The sequence below is a fragment of the Lacibacter sp. genome (assembly GCF_035299325.1).
Lineage (GTDB): Bacteria > Bacteroidota > Bacteroidia > Chitinophagales > Chitinophagaceae > Lacibacter.
The window spans coordinates 47,707-68,449 of record NZ_DATGWT010000038.1; the positions used below are offsets into that span (position 1 = coordinate 47,707).

Annotated in this window: 23 protein-coding genes and 2 tRNA genes; 16 read left to right on the forward strand and 9 right to left on the reverse strand. The window is 41.0% G+C overall.

Annotation, left to right across the window (positions count from 1 at the left end; all coding sequences use genetic code 11):
- Positions 1-18: 18 nt before the first annotated feature.
- Positions 19-456, reverse strand: a complete 438-nt coding sequence (locus tag VK159_RS20370) for a hypothetical protein (RefSeq protein ID WP_324232014.1) — start codon at positions 454-456, stop codon at positions 19-21.
- Between the two features lie 229 nt (positions 457-685).
- On the opposite strand from VK159_RS20370, the gene VK159_RS20375 reads away from it, so the two are divergent.
- Both VK159_RS20375 and VK159_RS20380 read left to right on the forward strand, forming a co-directional pair.
- Entirely contained in the window at positions 686-1,234 is a 549-nt protein-coding gene (locus VK159_RS20375) for a DUF2975 domain-containing protein (RefSeq protein WP_324232015.1), read from the forward strand.
- Between the two features lie 3 nt (positions 1,235-1,237).
- A complete protein-coding gene (locus VK159_RS20380; RefSeq protein ID WP_324232016.1) occupies positions 1,238-1,444 on the forward strand; it encodes a helix-turn-helix transcriptional regulator in 207 nt (68 codons plus the stop codon).
- Positions 1,445-1,513: 69 nt separating this feature from the next.
- Here the strand turns inward: VK159_RS20380 and VK159_RS20385 are convergent.
- The 5 genes from VK159_RS20385 to VK159_RS20405 form a co-directional block, all read right to left on the reverse strand.
- A tRNA-Asn gene (locus tag VK159_RS20385) sits at positions 1,514-1,587 on the reverse strand.
- Positions 1,588-1,729: 142 nt separating this feature from the next.
- Complete coding sequence (locus VK159_RS20390; protein ID WP_324232017.1) at positions 1,730-2,092, reverse strand: Rieske (2Fe-2S) protein; 363 nt, start codon at positions 2,090-2,092, stop codon at positions 1,730-1,732.
- Complete coding sequence (gene hflX / locus VK159_RS20395) at positions 2,092-3,282, reverse strand: GTPase HflX (protein ID WP_324232018.1); 1,191 nt, start codon at positions 3,280-3,282, stop codon at positions 2,092-2,094. Before hflX ends, VK159_RS20390 begins: the two co-directional genes overlap by 1 nt.
- Before the next feature lie 104 nt (positions 3,283-3,386).
- Positions 3,387-4,130 carry an outer membrane beta-barrel protein gene (locus VK159_RS20400; RefSeq protein WP_324232019.1) on the reverse strand — a complete coding sequence of 248 codons (744 nt, stop codon included), beginning with the start codon at positions 4,128-4,130 and terminating at the stop codon, positions 3,387-3,389.
- A gap of 149 nt (positions 4,131-4,279) precedes the next feature.
- Positions 4,280-4,353 (reverse strand) — tRNA-Ile (locus VK159_RS20405).
- 34 nt (positions 4,354-4,387) lie between these two features.
- Here VK159_RS20405 and VK159_RS20410 point away from each other — a divergent pair.
- Complete coding sequence (locus VK159_RS20410) at positions 4,388-5,104, forward strand: HAD family phosphatase (protein ID WP_324232020.1); 717 nt, start codon at positions 4,388-4,390, stop codon at positions 5,102-5,104.
- Positions 5,105-5,167: 63 nt separating this feature from the next.
- Here VK159_RS20410 and VK159_RS20415 read toward each other — a convergent pair whose 3' ends face one another.
- The gene (locus VK159_RS20415; protein ID WP_324232021.1) at positions 5,168-5,404 is read right to left on the reverse strand and encodes a hypothetical protein; all 237 of its coding nucleotides are present in this window, start codon (positions 5,402-5,404) and stop codon (positions 5,168-5,170) included.
- Between the two features lie 175 nt (positions 5,405-5,579).
- Here VK159_RS20415 and VK159_RS20420 point away from each other — a divergent pair, with 175 nt between their 5' ends.
- The 13 genes from VK159_RS20420 to VK159_RS20480 all read left to right on the forward strand — a co-directional run bounded on the left by VK159_RS20420 (position 5,580) and on the right by VK159_RS20480 (position 18,915).
- Positions 5,580-6,053 (forward strand): ribosome maturation factor, encoded by a 474-nt coding sequence (locus VK159_RS20420; RefSeq protein WP_324232022.1) that lies wholly within the window; start codon positions 5,580-5,582, stop codon positions 6,051-6,053.
- A gap of 49 nt (positions 6,054-6,102) precedes the next feature.
- Positions 6,103-7,350, forward strand: coding sequence for a transcription termination factor NusA (gene nusA / locus VK159_RS20425; RefSeq protein WP_324232023.1), 1,248 nt, complete (start codon positions 6,103-6,105; stop codon positions 7,348-7,350).
- Positions 7,351-7,435: 85 nt separating this feature from the next.
- A complete protein-coding gene (gene infB / locus VK159_RS20430; RefSeq protein WP_324232024.1) occupies positions 7,436-10,324 on the forward strand; it encodes a translation initiation factor IF-2 in 2,889 nt (962 codons plus the stop codon).
- 92 nt (positions 10,325-10,416) lie between these two features.
- On the forward strand, positions 10,417-11,772 hold the full coding sequence (locus tag VK159_RS20435) for a peptidylprolyl isomerase (RefSeq protein ID WP_324232025.1): 1,356 nt from the start codon (positions 10,417-10,419) through the stop codon (positions 11,770-11,772).
- 82 nt (positions 11,773-11,854) lie between these two features.
- Positions 11,855-12,313 carry a MarR family winged helix-turn-helix transcriptional regulator gene (locus tag VK159_RS20440; RefSeq protein WP_324232026.1) on the forward strand — a complete coding sequence of 153 codons (459 nt, stop codon included), beginning with the start codon at positions 11,855-11,857 and terminating at the stop codon, positions 12,311-12,313.
- Between the two features lie 47 nt (positions 12,314-12,360).
- On the forward strand, positions 12,361-13,074 hold the full coding sequence (locus VK159_RS20445) for a pirin family protein (protein WP_324232027.1): 714 nt from the start codon (positions 12,361-12,363) through the stop codon (positions 13,072-13,074).
- Between the two features lie 48 nt (positions 13,075-13,122).
- A complete protein-coding gene (locus tag VK159_RS20450) occupies positions 13,123-13,644 on the forward strand; it encodes a YceI family protein (RefSeq protein ID WP_324232028.1) in 522 nt (173 codons plus the stop codon).
- A gap of 44 nt (positions 13,645-13,688) precedes the next feature.
- Entirely contained in the window at positions 13,689-14,549 is an 861-nt protein-coding gene (locus VK159_RS20455; RefSeq protein WP_324232029.1) for a pirin family protein, read from the forward strand.
- Positions 14,550-14,554: 5 nt separating this feature from the next.
- Positions 14,555-14,935 (forward strand): OsmC family protein, encoded by a 381-nt coding sequence (locus tag VK159_RS20460; RefSeq protein ID WP_324232030.1) that lies wholly within the window; start codon positions 14,555-14,557, stop codon positions 14,933-14,935.
- Positions 14,936-14,940: 5 nt separating this feature from the next.
- Entirely contained in the window at positions 14,941-15,651 is a 711-nt protein-coding gene (locus VK159_RS20465; RefSeq protein ID WP_324232031.1) for a pirin family protein, read from the forward strand.
- Positions 15,652-15,654: 3 nt separating this feature from the next.
- Complete coding sequence (locus tag VK159_RS20470) at positions 15,655-16,212, forward strand: NAD(P)H-dependent oxidoreductase (RefSeq protein WP_324232032.1); 558 nt, start codon at positions 15,655-15,657, stop codon at positions 16,210-16,212.
- An 80-nt stretch (positions 16,213-16,292) separates the two neighbouring features.
- On the forward strand, positions 16,293-18,140 hold the full coding sequence (locus tag VK159_RS20475) for an amidophosphoribosyltransferase (protein WP_324232033.1): 1,848 nt from the start codon (positions 16,293-16,295) through the stop codon (positions 18,138-18,140).
- Between the two features lie 280 nt (positions 18,141-18,420).
- A complete protein-coding gene (locus tag VK159_RS20480) occupies positions 18,421-18,915 on the forward strand; it encodes a SixA phosphatase family protein (RefSeq protein ID WP_324232034.1) in 495 nt (164 codons plus the stop codon).
- 3 nt (positions 18,916-18,918) lie between these two features.
- On the opposite strand, the gene VK159_RS20485 is transcribed toward VK159_RS20480, so the two are convergent.
- Both VK159_RS20485 and VK159_RS20490 read right to left on the reverse strand, forming a co-directional pair.
- Entirely contained in the window at positions 18,919-19,317 is a 399-nt protein-coding gene (locus VK159_RS20485; protein WP_324232035.1) for a hypothetical protein, read from the reverse strand.
- Between the two features lie 119 nt (positions 19,318-19,436).
- Complete coding sequence (locus tag VK159_RS20490) at positions 19,437-20,741, reverse strand: amidohydrolase family protein (protein WP_324232036.1); 1,305 nt, start codon at positions 20,739-20,741, stop codon at positions 19,437-19,439.
- Positions 20,742-20,743 lie beyond the last annotated feature (2 nt).

The following is a 20,743-nucleotide window of genomic DNA, read 5'->3' on the forward strand; positions in this document are numbered from 1 at the left end:
ATTCAGCTTCTTAACGACTTAACTGATCTTTTGTTTTTGCAGAAATGCAAAAGAAGTAAGTTTTACTGTATGCTGTTGTTCACGTATATTCCACTTCTTGCAAAAGCCAACCGGAACAAGAATAGCATATGCACAATCAATAAAGAATTGTACAAATAGCGCATCACCCTCTCTTCGCTTCGGCATGGTAAATGTTTTGCTGATGGTTCCTGTGGCATCAACCAAGATCACCTCTACATCAAAACTATAACCAAACCATACTGCAGTTTGCTGATCCACTCCAGGGAAATGCAGTACCAATGGTTTGCGAAACTGGAACTGGTTACGGTAGTTGAGTGATTGATAAATTTCAGCAGTAGTTATCGCTTCTTCGGCTTCAACGGGCGCATAGCTGCGATTACCGTCACAAACACTGAAATAACATTTGTTGCTGAATGGAAATGAAAGCTGTTGCATAAACTGTTCTTTTAATACTGTAAAAGAACAAACTCACTTTGCAGCCTATTTGTGGAGTAACTAAAAAAGGCACAAGGCTCAAGAAGAAACAAGGCACAAGGGTAAAAATCCACAATCCAAATTCCAAAAGGCAAAGGAGAGGGCAAAAAAAAGTTTCTGATATTTTATAAATATTTATTGTTTATAAATAAATATTTATCTATTTTTGTGTTTCAGTAAAAATAATTCTATGTCAATTAAAACAGATTACATCTTAAAAGCGCTGAACGTGCTTTCATGGATCGTGTTTATAGGCCTGTGTCTTGATGCGGGTATCTTTATCGTTTATACTATCCTTACACTCATGCTTGAACCTGCACAGGCAGCAAAAATGTGGAAGGAGGTTGACCTGACAGCCGTGTACAATCACAGTGAGAGCTATTTTGTTACACTTACATCCCTCATCATTATTGCCACGATATTAAAGGCCTTGATGTTTTACGTGATCATAAAATTCTTTTACAATAAGAACTTCAACCTGGCGAAGCCTTTTAATGAAACAACAAAACGATTTGTGTTAAACATGGGCTACCTGTCGCTGGGTATCGCTTTCTTCTCATCTTGGGGAACAGGATTTGTTGAAGGGCTTACGCAAAAAGGAGTAAGCATGCCCGACCTCCGTTACATGCGTTTGGCTGGTGCTGATGTGTGGTGGTTTATGGGAATTGTGCTGTTCGTAATTGCCTTCATATTTAAAAAGGGTATCGAGTTACAAAACGAAAACGAATTAACTGTATAACCTATGGCAATCATTGTAAACCTTGATGTGATGATGGCAAGACGGAAAATGAGTTTGAATGAACTTTCCGAAAAAGTGGGATTAACCCTGGCCAATCTATCCATTCTCAAAACAGGAAAAGCAAAAGCCATTCGTTTCAGCACACTTGAAACGATCTGCAAAGTGTTGGATTGTCAACCGGGAGATATACTGGAGTATAGAGACGAATAAGTTTTTAATGAAATAATTCATCTGATATGGCGAAAATGAAAAAGCCTCGCATTTCTGCGAGGCTTTTCGCTCCCCCTTCAGGACTTGAACCTGAGACCCTCTGATTAACAGTCAGATGCTCTAACCAACTGAGCTAAGGAGGAATGTTTTTAAAATCCAAGGGGTCAAATCCAAAATCCAATGTCCACGCTTAATGCTTTGGGTTTTGGTTATTGTATTTTCACCATTGGGGTTGCAAAAATAGGGGAATTTGGTTTTTTACACTCTATTTCTGTATAACTTTTTTTACTTAAAAAAGCTGAAGAACGAATTCTCTTCCAACCCGATATAAATACCGTCGCTTCTTGTTTCCACAGGATAGGTTTTGAGATAGTATCCTTCGCCACTTGTATTGCGACCGTTCTGTAAATTGAATTTGTAACGGTGGAGCGGACAAACAATATTACCCAACGCATCAATAAACCCATCAGCCAGGTGCCCACCGGCATGCGGACATTTGTGTGTGCAGGCCATCAACTGCTCCCCATGTTTAGCAATGCAGATGGTTTTGCCTTTTACATTGATCTCACAAAGATCATTTTCCTGCCAGAAAAAATCGTTGATGGCTTCTCCGATCTTCACCCAATTGTATTTCTTTTCAGCAGCCATTAATACAGAAATTCTGTTTTGTAAGGATAACGTATTTTATAATTTGTTCGAACCTGATCGAGCAACCGGTCACGTAGCTCAGGGATATTTCTTTTTTCTGTTGCTGCAATAAACACACAGTTGCCCTGCGTCTCGTTTTCCCAACGTTCTTTCAATTCCTTTAGAATGGTTTCTTTTATATCATCGCCCAGCCATTCATCGAAATGCTTTTCTTCGTACAGATCCATTTTGTTGAAGATGGTAATCACCGGCTTATCATGACATTTCAAATCCTGTAGCGTTTTGTTCACCACATTCATTTGCTCTTCGTATTGCGGATGCGAAATATCCACCACATGAAGTAACACATCACTTTCACGCACTTCATCAAGCGTACTTTTAAAACTTTCCACCAAATGGTGGGGTAGTTTGCGAATAAAACCTACGGTATCACTTAATAAAAAAGGAGTGTTCTCAAGCACTACTTTACTGGTTGTTGTATCAAGCGTTGCAAATAATTTATTTTCTGCAAATACATCCCGTTTACTGAGGATGTTCATGAGTGTGCTTTTACCCACGTTGGTATAACCAACCAACGCCACACGAATAAATTCACCACGATCTTTTCTTTGGGTGAAGGCCTGTTTATCAATTTCAGCTAAACGTTTGCGGAGCAGGGATATCTTATCTTTTACAATACGACGATCCGTTTCAATTTCTGTTTCACCCGGGCCTCTTGTACCCACACCACCACCTTGCCGTTCAAGGTGTTTCCACATACCTTTCAATCTTGGTAAAATGTATTGGTATTGCGCCAGCTCAACTTGTGTTTTAGCTTGTGCTGTTTTTGCACGGCGTGCAAAAATATCGAGGATGAGATCACTTCGGTCGATGGTGTAAATGCCCACTTCCTTTTCAATATTCATGATCTGGGCACCGGTAAGTTCATCATCAAAAATCACGAGTGTAATATCGTGACCCTGCACATAGTTTTTGATTTCTTCCAGTTTGCCTTTTCCTACAAATGTTTTGCTATCGGGGCGGGGCAGTTTTTGCATGAAGCGTTTCACAGTAACTGCACCTGCAGTTTCGGCAAGAAATGCCAATTCGTCCATGTATTCCTGCACCTGTAATTCTGTTTGACCCTTTTGCACTACGCCAACAATAATGGCTCGTTCTTCCTGTTGTATTTCCTGTTTGCGTTCAATCACTTTATTAAAAATTCAAAGGCAAAGGTAATTGAACTTATTTGCCATGTGTAAAGAAAAAAGCGTGACGTAAACCGCCACGCTTTCAAATTTCTATTTCGATAGTATTATAATCCGGTTAAGGTAAGTCCAAACGTTACCGGACGGATCTGGTTAGGCCCTTGTCCTTCTTTAATAAAATCATTCAACTGGTACTGACCAAAGATGGCGAAGTTACCCATGCCGATTCTGGCAGTAGCCGCCAAACGCAACGTATTGAAATGTTTTTTGTCTTTTTCTTTTGATACATAAGCAACATTGCCGTTTGCATCCGATGTAAATCTTGTTTTATCGTTGGCACTGATCAATGTACCCACTTTCACACCCAATGCAAATTTTAAACTCTTGTTAGGTTGCGTGGGATCAACCATAAAACGCAATTCAACCGGTGCTTCAAGATAAACTGTAGCCAGTTTCATTGATTTGTATTTATTCAATGTGTCTTTCCCCTGGTGAGGTGCAAACTGGAATGAATTACTGTTAATGATGTTGAGGTTGCGTCCTGCATTTTTATCGAAATACATATTATCGGCACCAACACCTGCACCTAAACCAACGCTGAAACGTGGATCAGTTTTAAAAGGGAAGTCGAATGAGAAATAAGCATTCACAGTTCTTGCCAAACCTTTTGTAGCAATACTATCGGGTTTTTGCAGCCAGGTGAGATAACCTATTTGAAAAATGAGATGATCTTTCGGACGGTTGCCAAGACTTACTTTCGACCAGTCTTTCTTTTTCTTCTTTTCTGTTTCCTGGGCCGACAATGAAAAGCCGGTGGCGAGGATGAGCGTAAACAGTATTAGTTTCTTCATAATTTGTAAAGAGGCAAATGTATTTGCTTATCGGTTAAGCAAAGGTTAAAGCCATTTTTATGATAAAGCCGGGAAGACGGAAAGGCGAGAAGTAAATTTTAGGTTCAACTCATCTCCCGTCTTTCTGCCTTACCGGCATTTATTATTCGTGGATCCTGTAGGATTTGAACCTACGACCCTCTGATTATGAGTCAGATGCTCTAACCGACTGAGCTAAGGATCCGGCCTTTTGGGCGGGGGCAAAGATAGAAAAATCGATGTATCGTGCTGCTATAATTTCAAGAGATATTTTTTGGCCTTCAAAAGAAAGAAATTCTGCACCTGATTCATCATTTGAAACAGTCTTGTTTCTTTGCAGTATGCAACAAACAAAAGCGATCATATTTGATCTGGGCGGTGTACTACTCGATATTGATTTCAAATTGAGCGAAAAAGCTTTTACGGAGTTGGGCGTTACCAACTTCTCCGATTTTTTCAATCAGTTTCACAGTAATGATCTGTTCCGTCGATTGGAAACAGGAATGGAGGATGATTTGTTTTATGATGATCTGCGTACAGCAACCGGTTTATCATTAAGTGATGAACAGATAAGAGATGCATGGAATGCATTGCTGCTCGATTTCAGACCTGAAAGTGTTGCTGTATTACCTCAGTTAAGAGATAAGTACGAATTATACTTGCTTAGTAACACCAATGAAATTCATTTGCAGGAGTTTCAGCGAAGGTATGAGGCATGGAGGCCGGGACAGGTGTTTGATGATTTGTTTGATGCGGCTTATTATTCACACCGCATCGGGCATCGCAAACCAAATGCTTCCGCTTTTGAATATGTATTACAGAAACATGGGTTAATTGCTGCAGAAACAATATTTATCGACGATAGTATCAATAATATTGAAGCAGCTCAACAGCTGGGTTTGCAAACAATTCATTTGAAGGCGGGGATGAAAGTGGAAGAACTAAGTCTGATGTAGGATGTATGATTTCTGATATCAGATTCTTCTTCTTGTGCCTTGCTCCTTGGATCTTGTGCCTTATCACTTCACTTCTTCAAACTCAATATAATCACCTTCTTTAGGAGTGAGCGGTTCTTTTACAGGTTGAGGCCGTTGTGCAGCAGCCTGTTGCTGTTGTTGTTCCTGCATACGTGTCTGAAATTCATTCATCTTGCTTTTCATATCACGTGCAGCCCTTGTTACAGGAATAACAAATCTGAAAATAAAACGGAACACAAAATAGATCAGGAGTCCGTAGAGTAAATAACGTAGTAACATGATGCTGCAAAGATAAATTAAACCGCTTCGCTTTGTGTGAAGATTCCCCTAAAGCTTGCCGCTGAATACAGGCTGAAAAAAATTTTTCCATTACCCTGTATTCTCTTACATTTGCGGTCGGATAAAAGAAACAGTGGAAGGGAACGGAAAACGTTCCCTTCTTTATTTTCCTTACATGAACTTAGAACAAAAGACAGAAAGCATCAGGCAAATGATGGAGGAAGTGATCAGCAACGATCCTGATTGTTTCCTGGTAGATATAAAAATGGTACCGGGTAACAATATCCAGGTATTTGTAGATGCCGATGCCGGATTGCCAATCAGCCGCTGCATCCAGTATAACCGGGCTCTTTACAAGAAGATTGAAGAGGCTGCTCTTTTTAATGATGGTGATTTTGCACTCGAAGTTTCATCACCCGGTCTTGAAGAGCCATTGAAACTGCATCGTCAGTACCTCAAAAATATCGGCCGGCAAGTGGAAATAATTATGAAAGATGGCCGCAAACTTGAAGGCAAATTACTGGCAGCAGGTGAACTGGAAGTAACGCTGGAAGAAACAAAAGGAAAAGGTAAGAAACAGGAAGTGATACAACACAACCTGGTTTATGCAGATATTAAATCAACTAAAATTCAAATTGTATTTAACTGATTACGGTTGCTGACAGTGAAAACAACCGGACTATTTAAAAAAAAGAGTTATGGCAAGTATCAATCTTATTGAGAGTTTCCAGGAGTTTAAGGATGCGGAAAATATCGACCGCCCCACGATGATGAAAGTGCTGGAAGATGTGTTTAAAACATTGCTTCGTAAGAAATATGGCAGTGATGATAACTTCGATGTGATCGTAAATACGGAGAAGGGTGATCTTGAGATCATGCGTCGTCGTACCATTGTAGAAGATGGGCAAGTGGAAGATCCGTTAGCGCAGATTGCATATACAGATGCTGTAAAGCTGGAACCTGATTATGAAGTGGGTGAAGAGTTATATGAAGATGTAGATATTCATGATTTCGGCCGTCGTGCTATTCTTGCTGCAAAGCAAACACTCGCAAGCCGTATTGGCGATCTTAAAAAGAATGTACTTGTAAAAAAATATTCTGACCGTATTGGTGAAATTCTGAGTGCAGAAGTATACCAGGTTTGGAAGAAGGAAGTATTGTTGCTCGATGAAGAAGGAAATGAATTACTTCTGCCAAAAAGCGAACAGATCCCACAGGATTATTTCAAGAAAGGTGAGAACATCCGTGCAGTGATCAAGAAGGTGGAATTAAAAAATAATGCACCTGTGATTATTTTGTCAAGAACCAGTCCGTTATTCCTTGCTAAATTGCTCGAAATTGAAGTGCCGGAGATTTTTGATGGCTTGATCGTTATCAGAAAAATTGTGCGTGAACCGGGAGAAAGAGCGAAAGTTGCAGTTGAAAGCTTTGATGATCGTATTGATCCGGTGGGTGCCTGCGTTGGTATGAAAGGTAGCCGTATCCATGGCATCGTTCGTGAACTGAAGAATGAAAATATTGATGTGATCAACTACACAGCAAACATCAACCTGCTTATTCAACGTTCATTAACGCCTGCCAAGATCACCAGTATGGATATTGATCAGGATAGAAAACATGCAGAAGTGTATCTGAAACCCGACCAGGTTTCATTGGCAATTGGTAAGCGTGGTGTAAACATTAAACTCGCCTGCGAATTAACAGGTTTTGAAATTGATGTTTATCGTGATACAGAAGAAGAAACCAACGAATTTGATATTGATCTGGATGAATTTACAGATGAGATCGAAGGTTGGGTGATTGATGAGTTGAAACGCATTGGTTGCGATACAGCACGCAGTGTATTGGAATTAACAGCAGAGGAATTAGAGCGTCGTACAGATCTGGAAAAAGAAACAATTGAAGAAGTACGTCGTGTATTGAAAGAAGAATTTGAAAAAGAGTAACCGTAAAAAGTTATTTAGATAAGATTTATATAAACAATTAAACAAGATATTCCCTCGTACTGAGGTATGGCAAGGGAAGTTCATTATGTCAGAAAGTAATACACCACGTTTAATGGCCGCCGCCAAGGAATTCAATATCGGTAAGGACACCCTTATTGATTTTTTGGCCAACAAAGGCTTCAATAAAGACGATCTTAAGCCCACTGCAAAGCTTACGGAAGGAATGTACCGTGCCTTGCAGGCAGAATTCTCATCTGATAAACTGGCGAAAGCAAAAAGTGATCAGATTGAAATTCCGAAGGGTGGTATGTCTGATTTGAAGAAGAAAAAAGAAGAAGAGGACATTTCTATCAGGAAGGAAGTAAAGAAGGTTGTAAAAGAAGAGCCAAAGGTTGAAGAAGTAAAACCGGTTGAGCCGCCGGTAGTGGTAGAACAACCACCTGTAGTAGTGGTGGCAGAAGTGCCAAAAGTTGAAGAGGTATTAGTACAACCACAACCAGAGCCTGAAGTAACGAAGGTGGAAGCACCGGAAGTGGAAGGTCCGAAGATCATAACCAAGATAGATCTTGATAAAATCGATTCTTCTACGAGACCGAAGAAGATCGAAAAGAAAAAGAAAGAAGAACCCAAAGAAGAAGTGGTGGTTCCTGAAGTAAAAGAAGAAGTTGTGGTGCCGGTTGCAGTTACCGAAGAAGCAGTAGCGGAAGAAGATGAAGAAGTGGTAATTGAAAACATTAAAGCTGATAAACTTGAAGGACCTAAGATCCTCGGTAAAATTGAACTTCCTGTTAATTCAGATACAAGACCTAAGCCAACAATTAGCGATAAGGATAAAGAAAAGCGTAAGCGTAAACGTATCCCGATCGATAAGAAAGGCAGTCAACCTCCGCAAGGTGGTGGTCAGCAACAAGGCCAGGGTGGTCAACAGGGTGGCGGCTTCCAAAACAGAGGTGGCCAGCAGCAAGGTGGTGGTCAGCGTAGAGAAGGCGGATCAAGGATCGGACCTCCTCAAAGAGCAGGTAGTCGCCCGGCGATCACACGTCGTGAAGACAAAGTGATTGATGCAAAAGAGATCCAGGAAAAACTTCGTGAAACACAAGCCAAACTTTCAGGCCAGGGTGGTCGTGGTAAGAGCTTAAAAGCTAAATACCGCAAACTCAAGCGTGATGAAATGGCTGATAATATGCCTGAGGGTAGCGAAGACAATAAGCTGCAGGTAACAGAATTCATCAGTGCTGCTGAATTGGCAAGCCTGATGGATGTATCGGCAACTGATGTTGTGGCAAAATGTTTTAGTTTGGGTATGATGGTTTCTATCAACCAGCGTCTCGATGCAGAATTGATTGAATTGGTGGCAGGTGAATTCGGCTTTGAAGTAGAGTTCATTGATATGGAGAAGCAGGCCGAAATGGAGGAAGAAGATGATGAAGATGATGTTGACAGCCTGCAGCCACGTGCACCGATTGTTACCATCATGGGTCACGTTGATCATGGTAAAACATCATTGCTCGATTATATCCGTAATGCAAATGTAGTATCTGGAGAGGCCGGAGGTATTACCCAGCACATTGGTGCGTATGAAGTAACCAATGCTGCAGGTAAAAAGATCACCTTCCTCGATACACCGGGTCACGAAGCGTTTACGGCTATGCGTGCCCGTGGTGCCAAGGTTACGGATGTTGCCGTGATTGTTGTAGCTGCGGATGATGCCGTGATGCCACAAACAAAAGAGGCCATCAGCCATGCGCAGGCAGCTGGTGTACCAATGATCTTTGCAGTAAACAAGATCGATAAAGACGGAGCTAATCCGCAAAAGATATACGAGCAGTTATCACAAATGAATATTCTTGTTGAAGAGTGGGGCGGTAAATTCCAAAGCCAGGAACTCTCTGCCAAGAAAGGATTGAATGTAGATAAGCTCCTCGAAAAAATATTGCTGGAAGCTGAATTGCTTGATCTGAAAGCCAATCCTGATAAGGAAGGTACCGGATCGATCATTGAAGCATCGTTGGATAAAGGACGTGGTTATGTGGCAACAATCCTGGTACAGAACGGAACACTTAAACAAGGTGATCTGATCGTTTCCGGGCAATACTACGGACGCATCAAAGCCATGTTCAACGAACGCAACCAGCGTATTGAAAAAGCAGGTCCATCAACACCGGTTCAGATACTTGGTTTAAATGGTGCACCACAGGCGGGTGAGAAATTTAAAGTGTATGAAGACGAAGCTGAAGCAAAAGAAATTGCAGGCCGTCGTGCACAGATCCTGCGTGAACAAGGTATCAGAACCAAGAAACATATTACGCTCGATGAGATCGGTCGTCGTTTGGCACTCGGTAACTTTAAAGAACTTAACCTCATCATCAAAGGTGACGTGGATGGTTCAGTAGAAGCCTTAACCGATTCATTGCAGAAATTGTCAACTGAAGAAATTGCGGTGAACGTCGTTCACAAGGCAGTTGGTCAGATCTCCGAAGCCGACGTAACATTGGCAAGTGCATCTGATGCGATCCTGATCGGCTTTAACGTTCGTCCATCATTGCAGGCATCACGTCTGGCTGAGCAGGAAGGTGTAGAGATCAAGAACTACTCCATCATCTACAATGCGATTGAAGAAGTGAAGAGTGCGATGGAAGGCTTGCTGGAACCGAAGATCACAGAAAAAGAAGTTGCTACAGTTGAAATACGTGAAGTGTACAAGTTTGATAAGGCAACTGTTGCCGGTTGCTATGTGCTCGATGGAAAAATGAAGCGTGATGCGAAAATCCGTTTGTTCCGTGATGGTGTATTGGTATACCCACGTACAGAAGGTGGTTTTGCAGAACTGGGTAGCTTGAAGCGTTTCAAAGACGATGCGAAAGAAGTAGCATCGAATATGGAATGTGGTTTAACGATCAAAAATTTCGCAGATCTCAACGTAGGTGATACCATTGTTGCCTTTGAAGAAGAAGAAGTGAAACGTACATTATAAGCTGCAAAGCATAGAAACAGAATGTTAAAACAAAGATGGCCGTGCTGGAAAGACGGCCATCTCTATTACTTTTGACGCTCATCATACTTAGAATGAAAAAAATATTTACTGTTATTGCGTTATTGGCTGTGGTGTTTGTGCAGGCACAAACAAAGAAAATTGTAGCCGATAAAATTATTGGTGTTGTTGGCGATCGTATTATGCTGAAGTCGGATATCGACAACCAGATCAACGATGCGAAAAGCAAGGATTATGAACTTCCTCCTGATGCATCTTGTTACTTGATGCAACAGCTCATCATTAATAAAATGCTGGCAATTCAGGCTGAAAAGGATTCACTTCCTGTGAGTGATGAAGAGATAGAGGCAGATGTTGACAATCGTATCCGCTATTTTATTCAGCAGTATGGCTCAAAAGAAGTGATCGAACAGATTACCGGTAAAACCATTTACCAGTTCCGTGAAGAAATGCGTGAACCCATCAAGGAAAGCAAACTGGCTACTGCTATGCGTGGTAAGATCGTTGAAAACGTAAAGATCACACCAACAGAAGTAAGGGCATACTTCAATAAAATACCAAAAGACAGCCTTGCATTTTACGAAACAGAATTGGAGATCGGAGAGATTGTGGTGTATCCAAAAGCAGGTCGTGAAATGGAAGAGTATGCACAGGAAGAATTGAAAGAATTTAAACGCCAGGTAGAAAGTGGTTCAAAGAAAATGGAATTCCTTGCATCACAATACAGTGAAGATCCTGCTGCAAAGGAAAACGCCGGACTTTATGTGTTGAACAGAAACGATAATCAGTGGGACCCTACATTCTTTAACACCGCTATGAGTTTAAAAGAAGGACAGGTATCAAGAGTTATTAAATCAAAATTCGGTTACCACATTATTCAATGCTTATCAAAAAATGGTGACGAAGTAACGGTAAGACATATTCTGAAAATACCACGTATTAATGAACCTGATATTAAAGATGCCATCAATAAGCTTGATACAGTTCGTTCTAAATTAATTGCCGGAACCTTGAAGTTTGGTGAAGCGGTAAGTAAATATTCTGACGAAGAAAATTCAAAGTTCACTGCTGGTATGATGCGTGGAAAAGATGGCACATCCATTATTTACATTGATGACCTGGATAAAGAAATGGTGCCTTTATTGGAAAAATTAAAACCAGGTGAATTTGCACAACCAACAGCTTTCACTGATCCACAGGGCAAGAAAGGTGTTCGCTTGATCTACCTCGTAAGCCGCACAGCTCCACACAGAGAGAATATTGAAAATGATTACAGCAAAATTGCCGGTCGTGCATTGGAAGAGAAGAAGGAAAAGGAACTGCAAAAGTGGTTCATTAAGAATTCCAATACTTTTTATGTGCAGATTGAAGATGAATACAAGGATTGTGCACCCATTAAAGCGATCCTCGGCACTACCGTAAAAAACTAAAGAAATTGTGAAAAAAGGCAATTGAATAAACTCAATTGCCTTTTTGTTTTGAAAATTGCATGTATGTACATACATTTGCATAGTGAAACTGGAACAAGCCATACAAAGTGTGAATTTTAAAGATGAAACCCACAAGGCAGGACTGAATATCCTGTACACTGCCTGGTGGTTAAAGACATTGATGAGCAGGGAATTAAAAAATTTTGGCTTAACACATGAGCAGTACAATGTACTCCGCATTTTAAAGGGAAAGTCGCCCGATGAAATGTGTGTAAAAGATATTGCAGGCCGGATGATCGAAAAAAGCTCCAATGTACCAAGGATCATTGATCGGTTGGTATTGAAGAAGCTGGTGAAACGCACAACCGATCTGAACGATAAACGTCATACCGTGATGTCGCTCACAGGTGCCGGACTGAATATTTTAGAACTGAGTACCCAACGGATCAACAAGCTGTTTGAGGAAATGATCCAAATGAGCGATACTTCTGCTGCACAGCTGAACGATTTGCTGGAGCAGATCAGGTCAAAAGAAATTTGATTTTTTTTAAACAAGTGCATGTACATACATGTAATAAAGGAATAGTTATGAAAGCAGTCTTACATAAAGCAGCAACAAGAGGCCATGCTAACCACGGCTGGCTCAACAGTTACCACAGTTTCAGCTTTGCCGGTTATTACAACCCTGAGCGGATTCATTTTGGAGCACTCCGTGTATTGAATGATGATTCGGTAGCAGCAGGTATGGGCTTTGGAACACACCCACACGATAACATGGAAATTATTTCCATTCCATTGAGTGGAGATCTGAAACATAAAGACAGTATGGGTAACGAAGCCATCATTAAGCAAGGCGATATCCAGGTTATGAGCGCAGGTACTGGTATTGCTCATAGTGAAATGAATGCCAACAAGGATAAAGAAGTTAAGTTCTTACAGATATGGGTATTCCCGAATAAGAAGAATGTGCAGCCCCGTTACGGACAGATCACATTGGATGAAAGTAAAATGAAGAATAATCTGTTACAGGTGCTGAGTCCTAATGCGGATGATGAAGGCGTATGGATTCACCAGGATGCATGGTTCAGCCTTGGTAACCTTGATAAAGGAATTGCCAAAGAGTATAAACTAAAAGGAATCAACACCGGAGTATATGCGTTTGTATTGGAAGGGGATGTAACCATCAATGGTGAATCGCTCAACAAACGTGATGGTCTCGGTATCAGCGAAACAGATACACTCAACATTTCAGCAGATTCTGATGCAAGATTATTGCTGATGGAAGTACCCATGCTCAACTAAAAGTTTAAATCAACAATTTATAAAAACAAAAATCTAAACACAAACAAAATGGCAACGTACAAAATTGACGCATCGCACAGTGACATTATTTTCAAGGTAAAACACCTGATGATCACAACTGTAACAGGACAATTCAAAAGCTTTGATGCTACATTATCTGCTGATGCAGAAGATTTCAGTGATGCAGTAGTAACATTTACTGCAGATATCAATAGTGTAGATACACGCAGCGAACAAAGAGATACACACCTGAAAAGTGATGATTTCTTTGCTGCAGAAAAATATCCTGAATTAAAGTTTGTTTCTACATCAGTTAGTAAAAACGATGATGGATTGGTAGTGAAAGGTGATCTTACCATTCGTGATGTAACCAAACCAATTGAATTGAAAGCAGATTTCAATGGTGTAATGGTTGATCCATGGGGTCAAACAAAAGTGGGTTTTGAAGCAGAAGGAAAAATCAAACGTAAAGAATTTGGATTAGGTTGGGATGCAGTAACTGAAGCAGGTGGTGTTGTAGTAAGTGATGAGGTGAAACTTCAGTTTCATGTTCAGTTTGTAAAACAATAAGGAAAACGGGTTGAACCTGTTTTTGAAAAGCAATCGTAAAAAGTATGAAACAGATCAAGTATATCAGGAAAGCGGCTCCTCCTCATATGGTTGGAGATGGTTTTAAGGTGAGAACATTTATTTCGTCGGCAATGTGGAAAGACATGAGCCCTTTCCTGATGCTTGATTATATTGAACCAACAGATTATTTGCCGACTGATCATCCTCGTGGTGTAGATGTTCATCCGCACAAAGGTTTTGAAACCGTAAGTATTTTGTGGGATGGTGCATTAGCACATGAAGACAGCAGCGGTGGTAAAGGCAAATTGTTTGCAGGTGATGTGCAATGGATGACGGCCGGTGCAGGTATTTTACACAAAGAATTTCATGAAGAGGAATTCAGTAAGAAAGGTGGTGTGTTACATGGCGCTCAGCTATGGGTGAACTTGCCGGCAAAAGATAAATCAACGCCACCAGCTTACCAGGATATCCGTTCGAACAATATTCCCGAGATACAAATCGCAAACGACAAAGGAAAGATCCGCATCATTGCCGGTGAAATGAACGGCGTGAAAGGACCGGCGAATACATTCACCCGCATTAATATTTTTGATGCACATGCAAAAGCAGATGCGTCATTTGATCTGAATGTGGTTGATGGCGACCATACAACTTTACTTGTATTGAAAGGAACAGTTCTCATCAATGATGATAAAACAGCACGTGAAGGTGATATGCTGATATTTGATAATAGTGGTGAGAATATTCATATTCAAACAAACAATGAAACGCACCTGTTATTGTTAAGTGGTGAGCCGATCACGGAACCGGTAGCAGCTTATGGTCCGTTTGTAATGAACACGCAGCAGGAAATTATACAGGCGATCGATGATTACAATGCCGGTAAATTTGGGCATCTTAATTAATACAAATGATCAACTCATTCATTGGCGTAGAAAAATACAAAGTAACACATAGCAATGGCCGTCACCAGTTTTATGCAGATGAGCCGGTTGAAAAAGGTGGAATGGATACCGCACCTACCCCTGATGAGTTATTGGAGTCGGCACTGGCGAGTTGCACACTGGTCACCTTACGAATGTATACCGATCATAAGCAATGGAATGTAGGAGCAATTGAAATTGCTGTTTCATTGAAACGTGAAGAAGGCAAAACCATCATCACAAGGCAATTGAAATTTGAACATCAATTAACAGACGAACAACAACAACGTTTGATTCAGGTTGCCAAAAATTGCCCGGTATCAAAAACACTTGGAGCGGCATCGGAATTAAACGTACAGATCAACTAACATATATGCAACATATTTTATTCAACGGTTCGGAAAGAGGAGTGAAAGATATTGGTTGGTTGAAAAGCAATTTCACGTTTTCATTTTCATCATATTATAATCCATCAAAAAACGGATTTGGTTTGTTGAAAGTGTTCAATGATGATTTTGTGGAAGCAGGCAAAGGTTTTGGTTTACATCCGCATCAGAATATGGAGATCATCAGCATTATGCTGAACGGACAAATGAATCACAAGGACAGTATGGGTTATGCGGATGTAGTCGAAAAAGACTGGGTACAGATCATGAGCGCCGGTAGCGGATTACGACATGAAGAATACAATGTAGGAACCGATGAAGTGAATTTTCTGCAGATATGGATCGAACCCAAGCTGCAAAATATCAACCCACGCTATCAACGCAGAAATTTTCCCAAAGATCAGCGGAAGAATCAATTGGTAACAGTGGTGAGTAATGAAGAAGGGCAGCAACATTGCTGGATCAACCAGAATGCCAAGCTCAGTCTCGGTTGGTTTGAAGCAGAGAAGTCGGTTACTTATCAGTTCAATCCTGTTAATAAAGGTATTTTTGTATTTCTGATGGAAGGTGAAGCCCAAGTAAACGGCATTAAAATTGGCAGAAGAGATGCAGTGGGTTTGTGGGAAACTGAACAAGTGGAGCTCCGGTTTGTAAAAGAAACAGAATTCATCATCATTGAAGCACCAATCAATCATTAAACAATGAACATCGAAATAATCGCAGGCAGCCCCAGAGAGAATAGTGTAACACATCGTGTGGCATTGTTCCTCAAAAAAATATTGACAGAACGTACATCACACACGGTCAACATCATTGACGTTCGGGAGTGGGAACTTCCTTTGCTTCAAAATGTGTTTGTATCAGTTGATGCAACACCGGAAGAGTTTAAACCATTGAGCACCCGCATGTTCAATGCACATGCATTTATTTTGGCTACTCCCGAGTACAATGGAACGTATACATCGGCCATGAAAAATTTGCTGGATCATTATCCCAAGCAAAGTCACAAGGCGTTTGGAATTGTTACTGCCAGCCCGGGTATGATGGGCGGCATCAGGGCCACACAGCAAATGCAGCTGTTGATCAATGCATTATTCGGTATTGCCAGTCCACATATGTTAGTGGTTGGCGGTGTTGATAAGAAATTTGATGCAGACGGAAACCTGCTCGATGAAGCTTTTCAGAAAAATGTGGATGTATTTATTCGTGAGTTTTTATGGCTGGCTGAAAGCCTTCATCCGGAATCAGTGCTTAATTAATGCAGTAATGTTGGCATTGATTCTTACCTTTGCGCCTTCATCGGCCAAGGGGGAACCGAGGTCGACTTCTCACAACAATCATGAGCGACGAAATAAAACACGAATGCGGCTTGGCCTTCATTCGTTTACGCAAACCCTTCTCTCATTACCAGAAACAATATGGCTCCGTGCTGTATGGCCTTAACAAGCTGTACCTGCTCATGGAAAAACAACACAACCGTGGACAGGATGGTGCAGGTATTGCTGCTGTTAAACTAGATGTAGAGCCGGGTTATCCTTTTCTCCATCGGTTACGGAGCAGTGCCAACCAGCCAATTGCCGATCTGTTTTTTAAAGTGGGGCAGGAAGTACAGGAACTGGAAAAATATCAGCCCGATATCAAGCAACATGCCGGGCTAATGAAAGGTCATCTGCCTTTTTTAGGTGAGTTGATGCTTGGTCATCTTCGCTACGGCACACAAGGGAAAAACAATGTAGAATTCTGTCATCCCTTTATCAAACGCAATACAAACCCTGCCCGGAACCTGGCTTTGGCGGGAAATTTCAACCTGGTAAACACTGATGAACTTTTCGGGTTGGTGAATATTGATCCCGGTGAGTTTCAAAAGCAGAGTGATCTGGCGGCGATGATGGAAGTAGTTCATCATTTTCTCGTAAAAGAAGATGAATTAAATCCTAACAATCCATCTTTATGCAATGTGTTGAAAAAAGCAACACCATTGTTTGATGGTGGTTATACCATTGGTGCCATGACGGGCAACGGCGCAAGTTTTGTAATGCGTGATGCGCATGGTATTCGTCCGGCTTATTATTATGTAGATAACGAAGTGATTGTTGCAGCAAGTGAGCGTGCAGCCATCCGTACAACATTTAATGTTGGTGAAAACGAAGTGCTGGAATTAATGCCGGGGCAAGCGTTGATCGTTGAGCCGAGCGGGCAATACCATATTGAACAAATACTTGAACCGAAAGAACGCAGAGCCTGTTCGTTCGAACGTATTTATTTCAGCCGTGGTAGTGATGAAAAAATTTATCGTGAACGTATCACACTTGGTCATAAACTCAGTAAACGTATTCTTGAACATATTGATTATGATTTGAAGAATACCATCTTCTCGTATATTCCCAATACAGCAGAAGTTGCATTTTATGGTTTGGTGAAAGGGATGGAAGAATATCTAAACCAGATCAAAGTACAACGTATCATGAGTTGGGGTAAAGATTTTGATGAAGAGAAGTTGAACGAGATGATCACACGTAAGATCAGGCAGGAAAAAATTGCGATCAAAGATGTGAAGCTGCGTACGTTTATTACGGAAGATAGTAGTCGTAACGAAATGGTGCAGCACGTATATGATATTACATATGGTACGGTTCAGAAGGGTGTTGATACGTTGGTGGTGATCGATGATTCAATTGTACGTGGTACTACATTAAAAGAAAGTATTGTTCGAATGTTGGGTCGCCTTGGTCCAAAAAAGATCATTGTTGTATCAAGTGCACCTCAGATCCGTTACCCGGATTGTTATGGAATTGATATGAGCAAGCTCGGCGATTTTGTTGCCTTCCGTGCGGCAATGGAATTGTTGAAGGAAAGAGGAATGACCGATCTGATCGATGAGGTGCATACAACCATCAAAGAATTACAACGCAACAATCAATTGCATACAGAAAATGTAGTGCGTCGTTTATACAAGCCATTTACAACAGAAGAGATCAGCGATAAAATTGCTCAGCTCATCACACCGGCAGGATTTACGATTCCTGTGCAAGTGATCTATCAGAATATTGAGGATTTGCATGCCAGCTGCCCTACCAACACCGGCGATTGGTATTTCACAGGTAATTATCCTACACCGGGAGGTAACAGGGTATGTAACAAGGCGTTACTCAATTATCTTGATGGGAAGAATGTACGTGGCTATTAAAAAAGTAGAGCTGAGTCAACTCTTTGGCTGAATTTTTGTTGTTTAAAATTGCCCGTCTTTAAAATCTTAAATCAAACCGGGAAAATACTTTTAAGAGAGCCATCTGACAATTCGGATGGTTTTTTTATTGCTGTTGATTGCTTATTTTCAATGGAATGAATTACTCATAATGATTATCCCTGCCCGACTGTGTCTTTCAGGCGGGGAACGAACTTGGACCGGCAGTTATGGTAATTTTTATGGGTAAGCTATGTGGCTAAAATCAAATATAACTGAACACATGAAATCGCTCTTCCTTATACGGCACGCAAAAAGCAGTTGGGATAATCCCATGCAAAACGATTTCGACCGGCCATTAAATGCAAGAGGATTGAAAGATGCACCTATGATGGCGCAACGCTTACTTGATCGGCAGATTAAAATTGATGCATTCATAAGCAGCCCTGCAATACGGGCAAAACAAACCTGTTCTCTTTTCATGCAAACGTTCAAAGTTGATGAAGCAACTATGCAGCTTCAATCGCAACTCTACCTTGCGGCACCTGATGTGTTCATGCAAACCATAACCAGTATACCATCTTCCATTTCATCGGCTGCTATTTTCTCGCATAACAATGGCATAACAGAATTTGCCAACACTCTCACAAGTACCGGCATTGATAATATGCCTACCTGTTCTGTTTTTGCAGTGAAGGCAGATATTGAAAACTGGAAAGATTTTGCAAAAGCAAAAAAAGAATTCTGGTTTTTTGATTACCCAAAACTGCAGTCTTGATTTCTACAGCTTTGTAAACTGTAATTCCTGGGTAGGGTTATTCCTGTCGTTTTGAAACAATACGCCGTTTGGATTGATCAATTCATTATGCCAGAGTTTACTGATGTATTCCAATTCAAGTTCAGTAGAAGAAATATCTAATTCAAAAGTATCTCCTTGTGAATTTTCGTTCCAGGTACCGTTGTAGGTAGTTGTTCCATCGCTTACCTGCATTGTTTTATCAGCATTGAATGTAAACTGCCAGCCGTTATAGAGGTAGGTGATGTTATTGCCATTATCTCTCAAAAGTGAAATGCGCCAACTGCCTTGCGTAAGAATGTTTTGCAGAGGTGGGGTATCCTGCGGTTTGCGGCAAGAGAAAACAGCCGTAAGCAGGAACAGACAAAATACGAGCTTCTTCATAGCGGGTGTGGTTAGTTGTTTGGTGATGTGAAGATATAAACGTTTTCTAAGTGTTTATACTTACGAAATAAAAAAGGTTGCCGATTTGGCAACCTTTTTTAAATATCAGTGAAAACAGTTTATTTGATGCCGTATTTGTACTTATACCGCTCATTCAGCTGTTTGTGCTTGTCGTCAAGACTTACCTGCCGGCCTTGGATGAAGGCATGGGTGATAATACTCGATCTCATGTCCAGGATATCTCCCTCGCTCACCACAATATTAGCGTCTTTACCCACTTCAAGTGATCCGGTTACTTTGTCAATCCCCAAAATCTTAGCTGCATTAAGTGTAATAGAACTTAACGCCTGTTCCTTTGTAATGCCATAACCTGCAGCTGTGCCTGCGTTGAAAGGAAGGTTACGTCCACGTGTCGAACCATCTGTATCATTGATGGCAAACAGCACACCCGCATCCTGCAAATAGGTTGCTGACTTATAAGGTAGATCAACATCATCATCCGGTGAAGTTGGTAAGGCATGGCGCTCAGCAAGGATCACCGCAATATTGTTCTGTTTCAACAGATCAGCAATTTGCCAGCTTTCGCTGCCACCAACAATTACCACCTCAAAACCAAACTCTTTTGCAAAATCAATTGCCACCAGCATTTCTTTCACAATATCACAATGCACAAACAGCTTCTGCTTTTTCTCAAACAGTGCTTTTGTTGCTTCAAACTTCAAATTGGTTTTTGCATGTGTTGTTTCTTTATGATAGGCTTTTGCTTCACGGAAGAATTCTTTGATATCTTCTATACGAGCCAATGCTTCTTTCACCTGGTCGGCTGTACTTCTTTGTTCTGCCTGACCAAGAAAAGCAGCAAAACGACTTGGACGTGGTAACAGGTTAGGCATATTCATATGCATTTGTCCATCGGCTTTGTAAGTAGCATCTTCCCAATTCCATGCATCTAATTGCACAACACTTGAAGTGCCGCTGATAGTGCCGCCTTGCGGTACAACATTCGCAAATAAAATACCGTTGCTGCGAAGTGTGGCGATCACTTTTGAATCGGTATTGTAAGCAACAATTGAACGGATGTTTGAGTTGTATAAACCAAACTCTGTATGATCGATCGTTGCTCGTACGCTGCTTATTTCGGCTAAACCTAATTGTGAAGCAGATAAGATAAGACCGGGATAAATATGTTTGCCTTTAGCATCGATCACTTTGCCTGATGCTGTTGCAGATTGCCCAACAGTTTTGATCTTTCCGTTCTCAAATGTGATGGATCCATTGTTGATCACAGTTCCGTTACCAACATGAATAGTGGCATTTGTAATGGTGATCGTTTCTGTTTGTGCTTTTGCCGGGTAAACTGTTTCCTGCGCAACTGCAAGAATGCTTACGAGCAAAAATTGTATGCTGAATATTAATTTCTTCATTG